Source organism: Streptomyces muensis (assembly GCF_021474425.1).
GTDB lineage: Bacteria > Actinomycetota > Actinomycetes > Streptomycetales > Streptomycetaceae > Streptomyces > Streptomyces muensis.
On the sequence record NZ_JAKEIP010000118.1, the window covers coordinates 15,193 to 32,077 of the forward strand.

Annotated in this window: 16 protein-coding genes and 3 pseudogenes; 10 read left to right on the forward strand and 9 right to left on the reverse strand. The window is 67.9% G+C overall.

What is annotated here, in order from left to right:
• Nucleotides 1-6: 6 nt before the first annotated feature.
• From L0P92_RS25370 to L0P92_RS25380, 3 genes are all read right to left on the reverse strand, one after another.
• Nucleotides 7-915, reverse strand: a complete 909-nt coding sequence (locus L0P92_RS25370) for a phytoene/squalene synthase family protein (RefSeq protein ID WP_234765301.1) — start codon at nt 913-915, stop codon at nt 7-9.
• Nucleotides 916-1,028: 113 nt separating this feature from the next.
• Entirely contained in the window at nt 1,029-1,871 is an 843-nt protein-coding gene (locus L0P92_RS25375) for an ABC transporter permease (RefSeq protein WP_234765302.1), read from the reverse strand.
• Nucleotides 1,868-2,473 carry an ABC transporter ATP-binding protein gene (locus tag L0P92_RS25380; protein ID WP_234765318.1) on the reverse strand — a complete coding sequence of 202 codons (606 nt, stop codon included), beginning with the start codon at nt 2,471-2,473 and terminating at the stop codon, nt 1,868-1,870. Before L0P92_RS25380 ends, L0P92_RS25375 begins: the two co-directional genes overlap by 4 nt.
• Nucleotides 2,474-2,963: 490 nt before the next feature.
• Between L0P92_RS25380 and L0P92_RS25385 the strand changes: the two are divergent.
• From L0P92_RS25385 to L0P92_RS25405, 5 genes and pseudogenes are all read left to right on the forward strand, one after another.
• Nucleotides 2,964-3,425 (forward strand): annotated as a pseudogene (locus tag L0P92_RS25385) (IS630 family transposase); the annotation flags it as partial.
• A gap of 269 nt (nt 3,426-3,694) precedes the next feature.
• Entirely contained in the window at nt 3,695-6,229 is a 2,535-nt protein-coding gene (locus L0P92_RS25390) for a DnaB-like helicase C-terminal domain-containing protein (protein WP_234765303.1), read from the forward strand.
• A complete protein-coding gene (locus tag L0P92_RS25395) occupies nt 6,229-6,801 on the forward strand; it encodes a hypothetical protein (RefSeq protein ID WP_234765304.1) in 573 nt (190 codons plus the stop codon). Before L0P92_RS25390 ends, L0P92_RS25395 begins: the two co-directional genes overlap by 1 nt.
• A 114-nt stretch (nt 6,802-6,915) precedes the next feature.
• Nucleotides 6,916-7,354 (forward strand): annotated as a pseudogene (locus L0P92_RS45520) (transposase); the annotation flags it as partial.
• Between the two features lie 72 nt (nt 7,355-7,426).
• On the forward strand, nt 7,427-7,864 hold the full coding sequence (locus L0P92_RS25405; protein ID WP_234765306.1) for an HflX-like GTP-binding protein: 438 nt from the start codon (nt 7,427-7,429) through the stop codon (nt 7,862-7,864).
• Nucleotides 7,865-8,415: 551 nt separating this feature from the next.
• Here L0P92_RS25405 and L0P92_RS25410 read toward each other — a convergent pair.
• Nucleotides 8,416-9,318 carry a LysR family transcriptional regulator gene (locus L0P92_RS25410; protein ID WP_234765307.1) on the reverse strand — a complete coding sequence of 301 codons (903 nt, stop codon included), beginning with the start codon at nt 9,316-9,318 and terminating at the stop codon, nt 8,416-8,418.
• 188 nt (nt 9,319-9,506) lie between these two features.
• On the opposite strand from L0P92_RS25410, the gene L0P92_RS25415 reads away from it, so the two are divergent.
• Nucleotides 9,507-9,803, forward strand: coding sequence for a DUF1330 domain-containing protein (locus L0P92_RS25415; protein WP_234765308.1), 297 nt, complete (start codon nt 9,507-9,509; stop codon nt 9,801-9,803).
• Between the two features lie 418 nt (nt 9,804-10,221).
• On the opposite strand, the pseudogene L0P92_RS45765 reads toward L0P92_RS25415, so the two are convergent.
• The 3 genes and pseudogenes from L0P92_RS45765 to L0P92_RS25435 all read right to left on the reverse strand — a co-directional run bounded on the left by L0P92_RS45765 (nt 10,222) and on the right by L0P92_RS25435 (nt 13,057).
• A pseudogene (locus L0P92_RS45765) lies at nt 10,222-11,458 on the reverse strand (serine hydrolase domain-containing protein).
• Nucleotides 11,459-11,708: 250 nt separating this feature from the next.
• On the reverse strand, nt 11,709-12,476 hold the full coding sequence (locus L0P92_RS25430; protein ID WP_234765310.1) for a class I SAM-dependent methyltransferase: 768 nt from the start codon (nt 12,474-12,476) through the stop codon (nt 11,709-11,711).
• Between the two features lie 263 nt (nt 12,477-12,739).
• Nucleotides 12,740-13,057: a hypothetical protein gene (locus L0P92_RS25435; RefSeq protein ID WP_234765311.1), complete on the reverse strand. Its 318-nt coding sequence runs from the start codon at nt 13,055-13,057 to the stop codon at nt 12,740-12,742.
• A 292-nt stretch (nt 13,058-13,349) separates the two neighbouring features.
• On the opposite strand from L0P92_RS25435, the gene L0P92_RS25440 reads away from it, so the two are divergent.
• The gene (locus L0P92_RS25440; RefSeq protein ID WP_234765312.1) at nt 13,350-13,826 is read left to right on the forward strand and encodes a hypothetical protein; all 477 of its coding nucleotides are present in this window, start codon (nt 13,350-13,352) and stop codon (nt 13,824-13,826) included.
• A gap of 13 nt (nt 13,827-13,839) precedes the next feature.
• Here L0P92_RS25440 and L0P92_RS25445 read toward each other — a convergent pair whose 3' ends face one another.
• Together L0P92_RS25445 and arsM are read right to left on the reverse strand one after the other, a co-directional pair.
• Nucleotides 13,840-14,055, reverse strand: a complete 216-nt coding sequence (locus L0P92_RS25445) for a hypothetical protein (protein ID WP_234765313.1) — start codon at nt 14,053-14,055, stop codon at nt 13,840-13,842.
• Nucleotides 14,056-14,230: 175 nt separating this feature from the next.
• Entirely contained in the window at nt 14,231-15,127 is an 897-nt protein-coding gene (gene arsM / locus L0P92_RS25450; protein ID WP_234765314.1) for an arsenite methyltransferase, read from the reverse strand.
• 104 nt (nt 15,128-15,231) lie between these two features.
• On the opposite strand from arsM, the gene L0P92_RS25455 reads away from it, so the two are divergent.
• Genes L0P92_RS25455 through L0P92_RS25465 form a run of 3 tightly spaced genes read left to right on the forward strand, consistent with a single transcriptional unit; the run spans nt 15,232 to nt 16,786 of the window.
• Complete coding sequence (locus L0P92_RS25455; protein WP_234765315.1) at nt 15,232-15,606, forward strand: ArsR/SmtB family transcription factor; 375 nt, start codon at nt 15,232-15,234, stop codon at nt 15,604-15,606.
• A gap of 35 nt (nt 15,607-15,641) precedes the next feature.
• The gene (locus tag L0P92_RS25460; protein ID WP_234765319.1) at nt 15,642-16,334 is read left to right on the forward strand and encodes an aquaporin; all 693 of its coding nucleotides are present in this window, start codon (nt 15,642-15,644) and stop codon (nt 16,332-16,334) included.
• A gap of 29 nt (nt 16,335-16,363) precedes the next feature.
• A complete protein-coding gene (locus L0P92_RS25465; protein ID WP_234765316.1) occupies nt 16,364-16,786 on the forward strand; it encodes an arsenate reductase ArsC in 423 nt (140 codons plus the stop codon).
• The last annotated feature ends 99 nt before the right edge of the window (nt 16,787-16,885 follow it).

Here is a 16,885-nt window from a genome sequence, read left to right on the forward strand (position 1 = left end):
CGATGGTCAGCAGGGGATGACGGCGCGCATGACGGGGCGCCACAGGTTGAGGAAGGGGCGCGTAGGCGGTTTGACCGGCCGATGTAGCACGTCCTGGCCTGCGTCCACCGCAGCGGCCACGAGCAGCCGGAGATGCTCGCCCACTGCGTGGGTGAACGGGCTGACGGGGCTGTGTTCCAGTTCAGCGGCCAGGGCGGGCAGCCGGTCAGTGACGCGCGCGGCCTCGAACGCGATGAGGTCGGACATAGCGGGTGTCCACTGTTTGGCCTTGAGGTCCGCAGGAGCTACTTCAAACCGGTCGAGATCTTCCAGCGGCAGGTAGAGACGACCGTCGTCAAGGTCTTCTGACAGGTCACACAGCACGTCGGTTACCTGGCAGAGCACGGAGAGCTGGCGTACCAGTGGCTCCACTTCCACCAATTCGGTGGCTGTCGTCGTCCGTAACAGGCTGGCCCAGCCAAAGGTGTTCAATTGCTCAGCCCACTGGCTCAATTCCTCGAAGGTGGCGAAGTCACGGAAGTCGACATCGCGCTGCATCGCGGTGAACATGTCCTGAATTCGTGACAGCGGCATGCCGAAGGTCTGGTAGGTGTGCACGAGGGCATGCAGGACAGGGTCGTGCGAGCTACCGACGGCGAAGGCCGCGATGGTGGCCTCCGCGAAGGCGGCGAGTCGGCGCTGACGGTCCTCGACCGGGCCGCTATCCGCGTAGGCGTCGGCACGAGACGCGTGTGCGTCTGATGCCATCATGTGAGGCCGAGCCGCTGCGGGAAGGGCGCGCGACGCCAGCCACGACATCTGCCAGCGGATGATCCCTCCGTCGTTATTGGCCAGCACGCGCGAGCACACGGTGTAACAGTGCCGAAGGACGGGATCGGTGATACCCGCCGCGTCCAGCCATCGCCTTACCAGCATCTGTGAACTCTTTCTAGTCAACCGGCTCGGTTCCAGGGCCGGGGCTTCGCTCTGCGATGAGGACGCAACCGTCTGTCGTAAGGGGTCTGCGAGCCGTCGCGCCAGGATGTTGCTCAACGGGGCGTCGACGTGGCCCGGGCCGGGCGCGCATGTTGCCGGCGCCTGGGCGGCCACGGCATATAAAAGGATCGTCTTGCGGTCAAGGCGTCCTTGGTGCGGCGGTGGAAGGCGAGCAGGCCCAGGAACGCGGCGCCGGCGAACCACAAGAACTGAACGGCCAGATCACCGGGCAGCCACTCGCGGGTGAAACCCGCAGCTGAGGCGGCCTGCATGGTGCCGTAGGTAGGCAGGAACCGCACGACCTGGCTTCCGGCACCGCCGCCGGCCAGCGGATTTTGAAGACCGACATCTACGAGGCTGGTCATGATCAGGGCGAACATGCCCTCCACCTCCCGGCGCAGCAGCGAGCCGAAGACGACGCCGAGCGCCCCGTAGGTCATCGCTCCGCAGAACAAGGCAGCGGCGAGCAGCAGTGGCTGGCGAGGGCTCCAGGCCGTGCAGATCACCGCGGTGGCATAGGCGGCGATGGCGCCGGAGGCCAGGGTGAGCGAGGTGGTCTTGGCCAGGACGAGATGGATGCGGGGGTAGCCGGCCAAGGCGAGGCGGCGGTCGAAGCGCCCGCCGTTGAACGTGACGGCGAACATCATGAACCCGGTGATGAGGGTGACGGCGTTGATGGCGCCGGTGATCTGCGTGATCTGGTTGCCGGCCGGTGCCAGGAGCTGGCCGGCTGCCCGCAGGCGGAAGGTCAGGTGCCTGCTGGGGATGACGGCGTACGCCAGGCTGATCCAGCAGGGGATGAACACGGAGACCAGGACCATGGCGAGCCTGTTCCGGGCGTGTTCGACCAGGTCGAAGCGGACTGCTGTGACGAACAGGTTCAGGTGCCGCCTCACGCCGGCGCCCCCTCAGCGGGGCGCAGCACTCCGCCCTGAAGGCGCCACAACTCGTCCAGGCGCTCAGCGTCATAGGCCAGGTGGGAGACGACAAGGACTGAGCGGCCCGTATCGCGTAATCGGGCTGCCAAGTCCCAGAACCGCTGGTAGGTCTCCCAGTCGAAACCCTGGTAAGGCTCGTCCAGCAGCAGCACCTGCGGGTCATGCATCAGCGCCAGGGTCAGGTTCAGCTTCTGCCGGGTTCCGCCGCTGAGCAGGCCGGCACGCTCATCGACGTACTCCGACAACCGCAGCACCTCCATCACCTGCCCTGCGTGCCGCAGATCCGACAGCCCACGCGCGACGCGGAAGAACTCCAGATGCTGGCGCACGGTCAGCGCCTCGTTGACCACCACGTCCTGCGGGCAGTAGCCAAAACGGCCCTCATGACGGACCGTGCCACCCAGCGGGCGCAGCTCACCAGACAAGATCTTCAACAGCGTCGACTTGCCCGCACCGTTCTCGCCGACAATCCCGGCCAGCATTCCAGGCCGTAGATCAAGGTCGAGGCCCCGCAAGACCTCACGGCGACCGTATGCGTGACGCACACCCCGAACCTCCACCGCACCCCCGAGCTCTACGGCGGCGGCACGCACTCACCGGTGGCCACTCGCCGTCACGACAAGGCTAGGCATCACGTACGGTCAAAACCGGGGCAAGATCATATATTAGCCCGCACGAGTGAAGCCCGCGGTGTAAACGGCGCTCAGCTCCAGGGTGATCGCCTGCGTTGCCGAACCAGCGTGCGAGACAATCGCACAGCGGCACGCGAGAGTTGGACTCCGGCAGCACGGGCGCGACAGGCTAGGGCAAAAGGACCTCCAGATACTCGGAGCGGGTTTATACCCCTAGCTACCAGGCCCTGTTTCCTTGCACAGCCCCCACGAAGATCACCCGCCCAGGTTCCGGGTTGAGACATCCGTTCGCGTGCCACCCGACATGATCGGAACGACAACAGCCTCTCAAGACTCACCGTCATCCCAGCCCCGGTATGCCCAGGGCTGGCTCCCATCCGCCGTCATCTGACTTCCAGGCTCACCGCCGCAGCCAGGGTGCGTGCGCTACTTCCACGGCTGCTACTCGGTCGGCGACGACCGCCTGTGGGGTGTCAACCGGCGCAGGAAGGGTGCCGGGAACACGATGGCTGCGCTGATCCGGGCCGCACGGCCTGACAGTGCCTCGATCTACGTGATCCTGGACGACTTGTCCGCCCACAAGGGCGCAGACATCCGCCGCTGGGCAGGGAAGAACAAGGTCGAGTTGTGCTTCACCCGACCCACCTCGTGGGCGAACCCCATCGAGGCGCACATCGGACCTCTGAGGCAGTCCACGATCGCCAACTCCAGCCATACCGACCGCACCGTGCAGACCCGGGCCTTGCGCGCTTACCGGGGCTGGCGCAATGCCAGCGCCCGCCACCGCGACGTCCTGGCCGCCGAACGCAAGGAGCGAGCCCGCATCCGAGGAGAGAAGGGCATCCGCTGGGGCGGACGCCCGCTCACGATGGCGGCCTGACCAGATGTTCCGCAGGGTCAGACCACTAGCGCCGGGTGCAGCGCGTTGAATGCTTCACGAAGTTCCGACGCGGCGTCGGACCGTTTGGTCTCGGCCGTCGACCTATGGGCCAACTGCTCGCTGCGGAACGGGTAAGGCGCTGGCAGCCCGTCAACTCACCCCGAAAGCATCCACAACCGAGTGAGTGCAGACCGGAACGTATGATTGACTCCAGATTAGTGAGTGACCATTGCTTGCATTAGTGTGAACTGATGGGTATGGGAGGGTGAATGAGTCAGTCGGGCCACACCGAAATCGCCGTGAACGCGACCGAGGCACGGAACGATCTCTACGCCCTGGTCAAGCACGCCGAGGAAGACGGGCGTACGGTGCTCATCCACAAACGGCAGGACCGCGTTCTACTGGTCCCCCTCGACCGGCTTCCGGCGGCCCGCAATACCGAGTCCCTTCCGTCGCACACCCTGAGCGCGGCGCAGGGAGAGTTCGGCAGGCTCATCACCAAGGCAGCCAAGGGAGAGCCGCAGGTGCTCAAGCGCGGCGCCACTCCCGTCGCCGTACTGCTGCCCGCCGACCCTGCCTCTGGTATCTCTTCACCCCATCCGGCCGCAGGCGCGGCTTCCGTAGGAGGTGCGGTGAACAGTCAAGGCGCTCAGGGGCGTGGCAGTGTGCCGCGCAGGCTCGCCACGCTGGGCGACGCCATCGGTTCCGTGCTCGCCTCGGGCCCTGCCGGCGGCCCCACGTTCGGGCTGCCGAGTCTGGACGCGGCGACGGGTGGTCTGCAGTCCGGCCGGCTGACGCTGGTCGCAGCCGCCCCGAACGTGGGCGGAAGTCTGCTGGGCCTGGCTGCGGCCCGGAAGAGCGCGCTTGTCGACGGCCGGAAGGTGCTGTACGCGGCGTCCGGACCGAACCAGGCCGACATCATGCGCCGGATCATCTCCGCGGAGACCGGGGGTGACTACCCGCGTCTGAAGCAGGGCCGTCTCACCGAGCACGAGCAGCAGATTGCCCGGGAGTTGGTCCAGGCGCCGCTGCTGATCGACGACGGCAGCGATCTGACCGCCGAGGCGGTCGCGGAGACCGCCCCGTACGTCGAGGACTTGGCCCTCGTGGTCGTCGACCGGCTTCAGGCCGCCCACAATGCCCGTCTGCCTCTGTCGGGTGACCGGCTCCCGGATGCCTCCCAGGTCCTGGCCTCCCTCGCGCGGACCCTGCACGTGCCGGTCCTCGTCGTCGTGGACAGCGTCGACCCTGCGCTGTTGAGTCTCCTGGACGCCGATGTCACGTTGACGCTCGCACCGACCGGCGACCCCTCCAAGGTCCGGGTGACCGTCGCGGAGCGGGACTTCGGCACGATCGACTCGGCGTTCCTACAGCCCGACCTGCTGCACGCCCGTTTCCTCGACGCCGGGGCCGCACCCGTGGCCGGCGCGGGCGGCGACGGGTCCGCGCCAGGCATCGGCACCGCCGTCGAGCGGGAGCTGGCCGAAGCCGCGCTGCCCTACACATCCGGCGCCCACCGGGGGCTGCCGGCCGCCGTCACGCATGTCCTGGCCGCGCTGCGCACCGCGCTGGCAAGCGCAGACCAGAAAGCCCTCACGGAGCTCAGGCCGTCCCTGGCCCAAGTGGCCGCGGCCCCGCCGTCGTTGCCCGAGACCGCCGAGGGGCTCCGCCTCGCCGCCGCGCTGAACGCCTACAACCCCACCGGGGCCGCCAGCACTTCCGGGCAGCCCGCCGCCGTGCAGGCCGCCTCGGACAGCGTGCACGTCCCGGACGACGAGGACGAGGGGGACGACGGGGACGACGTAGAACGGGAGCAGGAGCTTCAGCCGGGGGATGAGGAGGACGAGCCGGACAGTGCGCCCTTTCCCGCGCTGAAGCTTCTCAAGGACGCGGTCGGCCGTTCGAGGATGCATCCGATCAAGGTCATCCGGATCGAGGACCGGGGGAGTGGTCCGTGGCCGCTGATCAGTGAGCACATGGACGGTGAACCGCGGTGGGTCCACCCCGATGTCGCCAGCTCCCGGGTGCCGTACATCCGGGGCAACGGCAAGCGTGTCCGCCGGGACAAGCTCGATGTCCCCGCCTCCTTCGGGGCGGGCGTGTTGTGCCTCATCGACCGCAACGGGTCCTACCCGTCTGCGTGTTCGGCCGTTCCGCTGGCCCCGAACAAGCTGCTGCACACCGGGCCCCTTGCCGCGTTCGACAAGGCCAGTGCCGGGATCTACCTCGTCGACATCCCGGAGTGGCCTCGCACCGACATGCCGCACCCGCTGGGCCGGATCATCGACCGGCCCGACGAGCAGGGACGCGTGTGGGTCACCACCCCGCACATCAAGCAGCTGGACAGGCTCGTCCGCGACGGCCACCTCGCCGCGATGCCGGCCATTCACGACTCCTGGACCGGCAAGGCCAACGAGTCCCTGTTCAAGCCCTTCTACGCCGCGGCCCGCCAGGCTCGCATCGAACTCGTCCAGGCCGGCGGCGAGCCGTACAAGGCGTACAAGACCCAGCTGTCCATCGCGCTGCGCCTGCTATGGCCCAAGCGCCCGGAACAGAAGTCCCCGTTCTGGCGGCCGGACTGGCGTATGAGCATGGTCGCCGAGGCCTCGGTCCGCCACTGGACCACAGCCTTCAAGGCGGTCCAGGAAGGCCACACGCTCATCGCCCTGCGCAACGTCGACGCGGCCGTCTTCTGGACCCCCGACAACACACCGCCCGCCACGTACCGGATCGGAACGGGCTTCGGCGAGGTCAAGGCCAAGTTCATCCAGCCCGGCGAGTTCATCCCCGAAGGTGACGACTGATGGCCGGACCCACCGGCCACGGAGGATCCCTGGGCGCCGCCCTCAACAACCTCCTGCGCACCCAGGTCACCCCCCGCCACCGGCTGTCGTCGTACAACGCCAAGCACTGGCACGCCCAGCTCAGCCAGCTCACCGGAACCCACCGCGGCTACCAGGCCCTGGAAGCAGCCGGCCTCGACGTGAGCGTCACAACGCTGCTCAACTGGCTGTCCGACCCCGAGTACAACGTCCGCCGCAGCTACCGCGACCTCATCCACACCGCCTACGAGAACGTCGCCATCGTCCCCGCAGACCCGATCCCCGGCCGGTTCAAGGACGGCGACTTCGAGATCAGCGGCTGGGTCACCACCGGCCGCGACCGGCGCCAGCGCGGAAGACGCGCCGCCGCCCCTCTCCGGATCGACGGACGATCGGGCGACTGGAGTGAGATCGAGGCGCTCTGGATGGCCGGTGAGCTCACCGACGACGACTTCGAGGACCACTTCATCGACGACGTCATCGTGCAGGACATCGGCGAAGGCACCGACGGATGGACCTTCGACGGAGGCAGCTACTCCGTTGAACTCAGGTAACACGGCGGAGGGAGCGCGCACATGCACACCAGCTCTGAGCGGCCCGCGTTACCGCGGATCATCGGATCAGCTCCCCGAGATCGTGACGGAGGTCCTTCTCGAAGCTCGTGACGGCACCTCGCGGTCGAGCACGGACAGAAGCCGCTGTCCTTCCTGGGTCACCGCCGGTCAGCGGCACGACAGCCCTCAGTTCCAGCTCGTCCTGGAGCGCATCCGAGTGCCCCGCATGGGCGTCGGCAGGCCGAGCTGCCGACCGACCCGGGTGCGGGCCGACAGAGCCTACGGGCCCCGAACCAATCGCGACTACCTGCGCAAACGCGGGATCCGCTGCATGATTCCGGAGAAGTCCGACCAGATTCGCAACCGGAAGAAACTGGGCACCCGCGGTGGCCGTTCGCCAAAGTTCGACAAGGCCGACTACCGCGAGCGCCACGCGGTCGAGTGCGGGATCAACCGCCTCAAGCGTCACCGGGCCGTGGCCACGAGATACGACAAGCCCGCCGTCCGCTACGAGGCCACCGTCACGATCGCCGCCATCAACGAGTGGCTCTGACCTTGCTCGCCAGACTCGGTCAGAGGGAAACCCTGTATCGCTGCAGGAAGCCAGGCATCTAGCCTGTGGCGCATGCATCAGCCCCGAAGGCGCGACCGGCGCCTGGCTCGTCGCCTGCCGTCGGAGTCGGCCCAGCGCCGGGCGTTCCGACTTCCGGCCGAGGGCGCTGATGTGGTCCTGGTTGGCTACTTCTCTGCGAAGCAGAAGGACTTCGAAACGCTCATGGCGTCGGCAACCACAGAACTGGCAGCGCACGGCGCTCGGGTCGTCGCGCAGATCGTGCAACGGCGAGGCGTCTCGGACGGCGGGGTCCAGAAGATGGGTCTGCCCTACTCCTCGCGGACTCTGCTGACCTACGGCAAAGTCCGCGAGGTGGCTCAGGCGTGTGACCAGGCCAACGCTGACGCAGTGATCTTCGTTGCCTCCTTGACCGAGCGCCAGCAGCGCACGTTGACAGGCATGCTTGGCCGCCCCGCTGTGAGTCTCTCCGACATCCTCGCTGCCGACTGACAGCTCACTCGAAGCGGGCTATAGACACCGAGCATCTCGTGCACGACACCGGCATCGGCACCGGACCTGGTCCGTCCGGCCGCACGAGATGCCCGATCAGTTTCCTGTTCCCTCTCGTGGTGGCGCTGAGTCGGTTCACTGTGACGGCAACTGGATCGGGCACGGCCACGGCATCCTCGGGACGACATGTGTGGTGGTGGGACGGTGTTCTGGCGGCGGAGCAGATACCGGGGTGGTCTCCGGACGGGCTCGGCCCTCTTCCCGAGACGTGATGACGGCCCGGAACCGTCTTCGCATCGGGAAGTTCCACAGGGCCGGACATCTCCTCGCTGTTTGACACATCCCCAGGCATCCAGGCCCTGCGGGTACGCGACCAGCGACGGGCCGGGGCCGTTGCCCCGATCGGTCAGCCGGAGCGCGAGTAGGGCACCGGCCGGCGTGGTCGGCAGGTGGATCGGCTCCTGGGTGATTCGCGATCCCCGCCCGAAGGCCCGAGGGCAGGACCGGTGTTCCCGCCGGTAGACCGACCGCGTGTCGGCCGATCCGTTTGGTCAGTCCGGCAGCCAGTGCAGCTCGTGCGCCAGGGTTTTGGCGGCGGCACGGATGCGGCGGTGTAGTGGCGACTCCTCGCCTGGGAGGACCAGGTGGATCGTCAGGCTGGGCGCGCCTCGCAGTGGTCGCCAGGTGAGACCGGCCGGTTGTACCGTGGCCGCGGCTTCTCCGGCCGGGGCGAGGGTGACCCCGTCGCGCAGGTCGCGCTGAGACATGTCGAAAGACACTGCGGGCGTGTGGAATCGGGGGTGTGGTCGGGAGTTTCGGAACAGTGCGGACAGCTGATCGTGGATCACGGGGTTGGCCGCACGGTCCGGGAGTCGCAGCGGATACGCGGCCGCGTCGGCGATCTCGATCTCCGGGTGTACGGCGAGCGGATGGTGCTGTGCCAGCTGGACCCCGATGCACATGCGCCGCAGCAGGAACCGGCGCACGCCACGGCCGGGCTGTTCACCGCGGGTGATCCCGGCATCGATGCGGCCGTCGGCGACTGCGGGGGAGATCTCCGGTGTCGCCATCGGGACGGCGCCGACCTCGAGTCCGCTGTTGTCGCGAGTCAGCCTGTCCACCAGGGCCGGTGCCGTCTCGGCCCCGGCGCTGAGGCTGTATCCGATGCGCAGCGTGCCCAGTTCACCGGCCGCCGCGCTCCGGGCGGTGTCCCATGCCCGGTCCAGCGCCGCCAGCGCGGGCGGCGCGGATTCCGCTAAAGCCGCACCGGCCGTGGTCAATAGGACGCTACGCGTGTTGCGGACCAGCAGGGCCGTACCGAGTTCCGACTCCAATCGGCGGATCCGGGCGCTGAGTGCGGGCTGTGCGATACCGATCCGTGCGGCCGCGCGGGTGAAGTTCAACTCCTGCGCCAGCACCAGGAAGTACCGCAGGCTCACCGTATCCGGCGCCACGTGGCCTCCCTGCCGATTGATAACGATCCGTTCTGAGCCTATCCCGTACCGGTCTTTCCCTCGACCGCACATCAAGCCCTAACCTGCGGATATGACGACTCCACTGACCCCAGTACCCGTCTCCGGGATCGATCGATCTGAGTGTCAATTCGAAGTCGGACGTGTCCGGCCCAACACAGGAGGTTTCCATGGCTAAGGGCTACTGGGTCAGTGTCTACCCCGCCATTTCCGACCTTGAGAGGCTGACTGCCTACAACGAGCTGGCCGGTCCGGCTGTCCAGGCTGGGGGAGGGCGCGTCCTGTCCCTCCTTGGCGGTCGAGTCGTCGCCCACGAGGCCGGAATCACGCAACGCGTCGTTCTGATCGAGTTCGACAGCTTTGAACAGGCCGTTGCGGCATACGAGAGCGAGGCATACCAGAAGGCACTGGTGGCCCTCCCCGACGGCGTCGAGCGCGACTTCCGCATCATCGACGGCATCGACTGACCGGCGGGCCCAGCCATCGCTGAGCATCCGTCACCTGATACGCACACGGTGCTGAACGACGACTCACGAGACGAGTTCGAAGCCATGCCCCGCGTCCCAGTTCGTCGTCCAAGTCCTCAACGGCCTGATCCCTGTCGGCGGCTCGCCGCGCTACCCGACGTCGAGCAGCTTGCCTGACTTGACTGACACGGCGATCAAGCTCTGACCTGCCACAACGGCGATTCACCCTAGTTAATTTCGTCGGCAGCGGAAGGGCAGCTGCCGAGGGACTATCGCTGTGCTGGCATGCCGAGGAGTACCGGCCCTCCTTCGGACGCCGTGTCAATCTGGCTGATCTTGGACTCAGCGCCGGTCAGGCTGATGCGGAGTCCTTCGATCTCGCCCAGCCAGCGGCACCTGCGTGGTGGGTGGGGTGTTGTCAGGGCTTGCAGAAGGTGGTCTGGACGGCTGTGTCTTCCAGGCGTTGTTCGCCCCAGTCGCTGTTGCGGTTCATGGTCATGACGTGTCGGCCGTCCGCTGAGGCGAGTGTGCGGGTGGCGGAGCCGGGGATCATGCCGCCGTGGCCCCATGCCCAGCAGTTGTTCTTGAGTTTGAAGTGCCGTATGCCGAGGCCGTAGCGGTCTTGTGGGCTTCCGTGTCCTTTGTCTCCGTCGACGTGGACGGTGTCGAGGAGTTGCTGCTGCTGGGCGGGCGGCAGCAGGTCACCGGCCAGCAGTTTGGACAGGAAGGTGTTGACGTCTGCGACGGTTGAGATCATCTGCCCGGCGGAGAAGGCGACGGTGGGACTGAACTCGGTGACGTCGCGTACTTTGGCCTGCGGTCCGTCCTGGAACAGGGTGGAGTAGTGCCTGGCGTGCGGGGCGGGCAGTCGGGGCGAGGTGCCCGGCACACTCGTGCCGTGCAGGCCGAGCGGCCGGATGAATCAGACGCTCGACGGCCTGCGCATAGGTGCCGCCGGTGGCCTTCTCGATGACCATGCCGGCGAGGACGTAGTTGGTGTCGGAGTAGTCCCACCTGCCGGGCCTGCCGGGCCTGCTGCCTTGCTCCGGCTGGAAGTTGGGCGGGTGGGCGAGCGCGATGTCCACCAGCTGTTGCGGGGACCACCTGGTGTGGCGGTTGTGGTCGAAGGCGTCTCCCGCGTACAGGGTGCGGAAGCTTTCGTCCATGTTGTAGTCGAAGATGCTGCTGGTGTGGTTGAGCAGGTGTCGCACGGTGATGTTCCCGGGCCGGTAGCCCTTGCCGCGCACCACTGCGGGCAGCCATTCCTCCACGCTGTCGTCCAGTGAGATCCTGCCCTCGGCTTCGAGAGCGAGCAGTACCGTGGCGGTGAAGGTCTTGGTCACGCTGGCGATACGGAACTTCTCGCTGGTGCTCCTGGGCCGCTCGCCGGCCAGGTCGCCGACACCGGCCCGGCCGTCCCACACGCCGCGCGCGTCTCGTATTTGGGCGATGACGCCTGGGGTGCCTTGCGTGACGATCTCGTTCAGTACGGCCTGGGTCCTGGCGTGCGCGGCGTGGGTGTTCAGGGGTAATCGGGGCGGCGTGTGGTGGGGTGGCCCGGCCGGCGGGCCGGTGGTGGCGGTGAGCGTTGCCAGGGCGGCGGCTGCGACGGCGAGGGCGAGGGGGAGTCCATGAAAGGGCTGTTGACGGCTCATGAGTACAGCTGACCAGGTGCCCCCGTTCCCGCACTATCGGGAACATCCCGGAAAGAGCGGTCGGGGACACTACCTAGGGCGCGGCGCCCGTACGGGGGTCGCGAACGTCCCGTCCCGGCGCAGAACGCCTCCAGTGCGCTGAGAGGGAAAACCCCGACGACTCGGAGCGCGCGGCTCCTTGGCTGCTCTCCTGGCGCCCGGCAGCGGCGCGGCACGGGCGCGTAGACGGTTCTCCGGGCGGTGACATCGGCTACGGGCCGGCGCGTGTGACGAGCAGCGGCTGGAAGAAGCCTGTTTCCTGCGGCATCCGCCAGGCGGACTCCACGAAGCCCGCCTCGGTTGCGAGGCGGGTCAGCTGGTCTTGGCCGAGTGCCCAGTAGGTGGTCCGGCGGACTGTGACGCGCCATTCTCCGTCTGCCGGATGGAGTTGGAAGTGCTCCAGGTCGTAGTGCTCACCGTCGTCGTGCCAGTGCCAGAGCTGGAAGGTGACGGTCCGCTCTGCGCCGTCGGCGGTCCGGTGGACTTGTGGGGGCGTTGAAGCGGGGCGGTCCGGGAGCAGGTCGTCGTAGGGGCGTGTGCTGACCAGCAGCAGGCCGGCAGGGCGCAGAACTCGGTGCATCTCGGTCAGGGCGGTGTGGACGTCCGGCTCGGTGAGGAGGTGGGGCAGCGAGTTGTCGGCGCAGACGACGGTGTCGAAGCGGCCGCCGGGGAACGGCAGACGTCGCATGTCGGCGGCGGCTGTGTGCAGCGTCAGGCTGCGGTGGGCGGCTTCACGGGCGGCACGGGCGGCGGCGCGGGGGCTGCGGTCGGTTCCGGTGACGCGGTGCCCGTGCAGGGCCAGGCCGATGGCCTGTGTGCCGATGCCGCAGGAGCAGTCGAGCACGGCTGCGTGATCCTGGCCGATCAGGGCGGCCAGGGCTTCTCCCTGCCGGCGGAGGCTCGCGTCCCAGTCCGCGTAGATCAGGTGGTAGTCGTTGGCCAGTTCGTCGTAGAAGTGCGCCACCGAGGTCTCGGGCATGGCCCGAGATTACCGCTGTCGACTTCCCGCCAGACGCCGGCCACTTTCGTGATCAGCGGAAATGAGCATTGACGACGGTGCCCTCCTTTCTCGCCCCTGGCACAGATCTCGGAGAGCGGTCGAGGAGAGCGGCTCACCCAGTCCCGGCCGAGGGTCGCAGGCCGCTGACTCGCGGGCGCGGCGGGGTCTGCCCTGCACGGGACGTGCCCTGCTTCTTTGAGGAGAGATCATTCGCCGGCCGGCGCTGAGGCTCGTGGCCTGGGTCAGGCGATGACAGCTGATGGCATGTTGTTCTTCCTGGCCCTGTCACTGCGAGCGGAGGCCGACGTATCGGCCGGTGGCGGGTGAAGGGATCGGCGCTCTGACCGGCGGGCAGACCCGAGATCATCAGCAATGACATCCGGTTCGACTGCCGGCACCGTGGCGACGGCGCCCCGCTCGTGATCATCCCCCGCATCGACGGAGCACCACTCACCGAGCTGGTTGACGGGTTCGAGATCGCCGCCGGGATGCAGCCCGCAGGCGACGCCTACGGCGGTCTGATCCCGGAGTTCTTCCAGTTCGGCCCGATGCAGGATCACTTCTTCGGACGGTTCACCAACACGATGGGGCCGAAGACACCCGTTCTCGGCTGTGAATGCGGCGAGTGGGGATGCTGGCCCCTCATGGCCCGCATCACCGCGACAGCCGGCCTCGCGACCTGGGACTCCCGAGCAACCTCACCGCACAGCACGCGACTACACGGCGTTCGGACCGTTCCATTTCAAACGGCTCCAATACGACGACGCCTTGCTCGCTCTGAGCGCGAAAATCAGCTCCGATAGAAGGTGAGTTCACCCGCGCCATCCCATCAAGCTCAGCAGGAGTCGCCGCATGAATCCAGCAGAAAGCCACACGGACGAAGTCGTATTGAGCGCTGAAGAGTACGACGCCGTCAGGGCGGCCCTCGCTGGTGTCACCAGGACCGGACCTGGAGCACAAGCCCACTCCCTCGACTCTCTCCTCGCACAGTGGAGCGCCTTGGTGGACGAGGTGGAAGACGGCTACTCGTGGTGCGCGCCTGAGCTCAGCCACGACCTCAGGTGCCGGAACGCGCTCGCAGGAGCCTGGCCGCTGCTGCCCTCACGTGTTCGCGCGATCAGGCAACTGGAACTCGATGGTCTCGACGAGCGCTATCGTCGCGCCACGATTCCGTGGCCCAGCCGCCCCGAGGAAGGTGCTCGATGGTGGACATGGCGTGTTCCCCGGCGCCTCGAGATCGAAGCTTCAGAGCAACGAGATCCGGACTGGCCGCTGGGATGGGAGATGATGCCGTTCCCTCGACCCGCTTGCGTGGAAGTCGTCACTTGACGATACGTGCCGATCAGACCCTGACCAAGCTGATGTAGTTCAGAGAAGCCTGCGTCCGCTGCTCGATGCTCCGTCCGAGCCCGGCCGGCGCGACCGCCTGGTCGAGATCGGCGACAACCTCCTGGCCTGCATCACGGAGGCCGAACGCGAGGGCTGGCTGGGCGAGCTGGAAGGGCTCGAGGTCGGTCTTGCCGGAGCCCAGGACAAACGCGCCCAGCTGGATGCCCAACAAATCCGCCGGAACGCCGTCGTGGAACTAGGGATCCCCACCTTCCACGACATCGCCGGCCGGGGCAGCACCTCACCCCGGCGGCCCGAGTGATCAGCCCTTGTGCCGGCGGACCAGGCACAGCAACCTCCCTCTCAGCCCCCGCCGCTTGCCGTGTTCCGGGCGAGCAGCCCTGTCAGCTCTGGCAGCCGCATCCCGAGGCCGTCTTGGCCTCGGTCACGGTCACGGCCGGGTCCTGCGAACGCTCGGCCGGGGTGCAGCAGGCGCTGACCCCGCAGCACGCGCTCTCCGCCTGCCCGGAGGCAGACGAGGACGTGACCGTCTGGGGCTTGATAGCTCGGACGATCGCGGAGTGCATGCCGTCGGCGACCGCGTGCGTCGGAGTGATCTCGACCTCGGTGAATCCGGCGGCCTCCAGCCCCGCGCGGTACTCGGCGAAGGACAGCGCGCCGGCGATGCAGCCGACGTAGTCGCCACGCTCCGCCCGCTGCCCGGGTGCGAGGGAATCGTCGGCGACGACGTCGCAGACGCCGATGCGGCCACCGGGCTTCAGCACACGGAAGGTCTCGGCGAACACGGCTGGCTTGTCGACGGACAGGTTGATCACGCAGTTGGAGATCACCACGTCGATGGTGTGCGCGGGCAGCGGGATCGCCTCGATGGCGCCCTTGAGGAACTCCACGTTCGCAGCGCCCGCCTTCTCGGCGTTGGCCAGAGCGAGTCCGAGCATCTCGTCGGTCATGTCCAGCCCGTACGCCTTGCCGGTGGGGCCGACGCGGCGGGCGGAGAGGAGCACGTCGATGCCGCCGCCGGAGCCGAGGTCCAGGACCCGTTCTCCTTCGCGGAGTTCGGCGACGGCGGTGGGGTTGCCGCAGCCGAGCGAGGCGGCGACGGCTTCGGCAGGCAGGGCGTCGCGTTCGTCGGCGGCGTAGAGGGTGGAGCCGAAGTTCTCGTCGACCTCGACCGGCTCGGGTCCGCAACAGGCGGTGCCGTCTTCGGTGATCTTCTGGGCCGCCGCCGCGTACCGCTGGCGGACGGTCTCACGCAGGTCGGTGATGGTCTGCTCGCTCATAACTCACTCCCAGGTGACGGGTCGCAGTGTGACCCGGAACGGCTTGTATTGACGTTCGTTGATGCAACCTTGCGCCTTGAATCGAAAAACGTCAACATAGAGGCATGTCGAAACAAGAGCTTGAGGTGATCGGCCAGGACGCAGCCTGCTGCCCCGGCCTGTCCGCCGCACCGCTGGACGAGGTCCAGGCCGCTGATCTGGCGAAGGTCTTCAAGGCCCTGGGCGATCCGGTGCGGCTGCGGCTGATGTCGATGATCGCCTCGCGTGGTGAGGCCGGGGAGGTGTGCGTGTGTGAGCTGACGCCGGCCTTTGACCTTTCCCAGCCGACGATCTCCCACCACCTGAAGCTGCTGCGTCAGGCCGGCCTGATCGACTGTGAGCGCCGCGGTACCTGGGTGTACTACTGGGTGCTGCCCGGCGTCCTGGAGCGGCTCGCCGCCTTCCTCACCACGCCGCATCCCGCCAGGGCGAGCGCGTGAGCGGCCGGCTCGGCCGTCGCGTGGCCGCCGAAGCCATGGGTACGGGGCTGCTGGTGGCGGTCGTGGTGGGATCGGGAATCCAGGCAGCCGAGCTGTCGCGCGATGTGGGGGTGCAGCTGCTCGCCAACTCCCTCGCCACCGTCTTCGGCCTGGCCGTGCTGATCACGCTGCTCGGGCCGGTCTCCGGCGCACACTTCAACCCCGCCATCACCCTCGCGGCCTGGTTCACCAGCCGCCGTGACGGGAGCGGCCCGAACCTGCGAGAGGTTCTCGCGTACGTGCTCGCGCAGCTGGGCGGGGCGGCCGGCGGCGCCGTCCTGGCCAACGCCATGTTCGCCGAACCCCTGGTGAAGTTCTCCACCCACGACCGGTCCGCAGGGCACCTGTGGCTGGGGGAGGTCGTCGCCACCGCCGGACTGGTTCTTCTCATCTTCGGCCTGGAGCGCATCGGGCGTGCCGCCCTGGCCCCGGCCGCTGTCGCCTGCTACATCGGGGCCGCCTACTGGTTCACCTCCTCCACCTCCTTCGCGAACCCCGCGGTGACCGTCGGCCGCGCCTTCACCGACACCTTCGCCGGGATCGCCCCCACATCCCTCGCCCCGTTCATCGCCGCCCAGCTGCTCGGCGCCGCCCTCGGGCTGGCGGCGGTGACGCTCGTGTACGGACGCCCAGCCCGCACCGCGGACGTCGTCGTCCCCCGCAGCGAGCCCGAACTCGCCTCCTCCTGAACACCGATCCCACCCGCAAGGACACCGCCATGAACGCTGCCACCGCGCGCCCCTCCGTGTTGTTCGTCTGCGTCCACAACGCCGGCCGCTCCCAGATGGCCGCCGCCTTCCTGACCCACATCGCCGGCAATCGCGTCGAGGTGCGCTCGGCCGGATCGGCTCCCGCCGACACTGTGAACCCGTCCGTCGTGGAGGCCATGAAGGAGGCCGGGATCGACATCTCTGCCGAGACCCCCAAGGTCCTCACCACCGAGGCGGTCCACGCGTCCGACGTGGTCATCACCATGGGTTGCGGGGACACCTGCCCCGTCTTCCCCGGCAAGCGGTACCTCGACTGGCGGCTCGACGACCCCGCCGGCCAGGGCGTCGACGCCGTACGGCCGATCCGGGACGAGATCGAGCAGCGTGTGCGCGGCCTGCTCGCCGAGCTCGGCATCCGCACCGCGAGCTGACCCAGCGCAGCCCGAAAGCGCTCTAGGGTCCGTCTTCAAACGGATCTTGCCCAGAGCAGGAACGATGCGAGGGTGACCGCTGCTTCGTAGGAGGTGGCG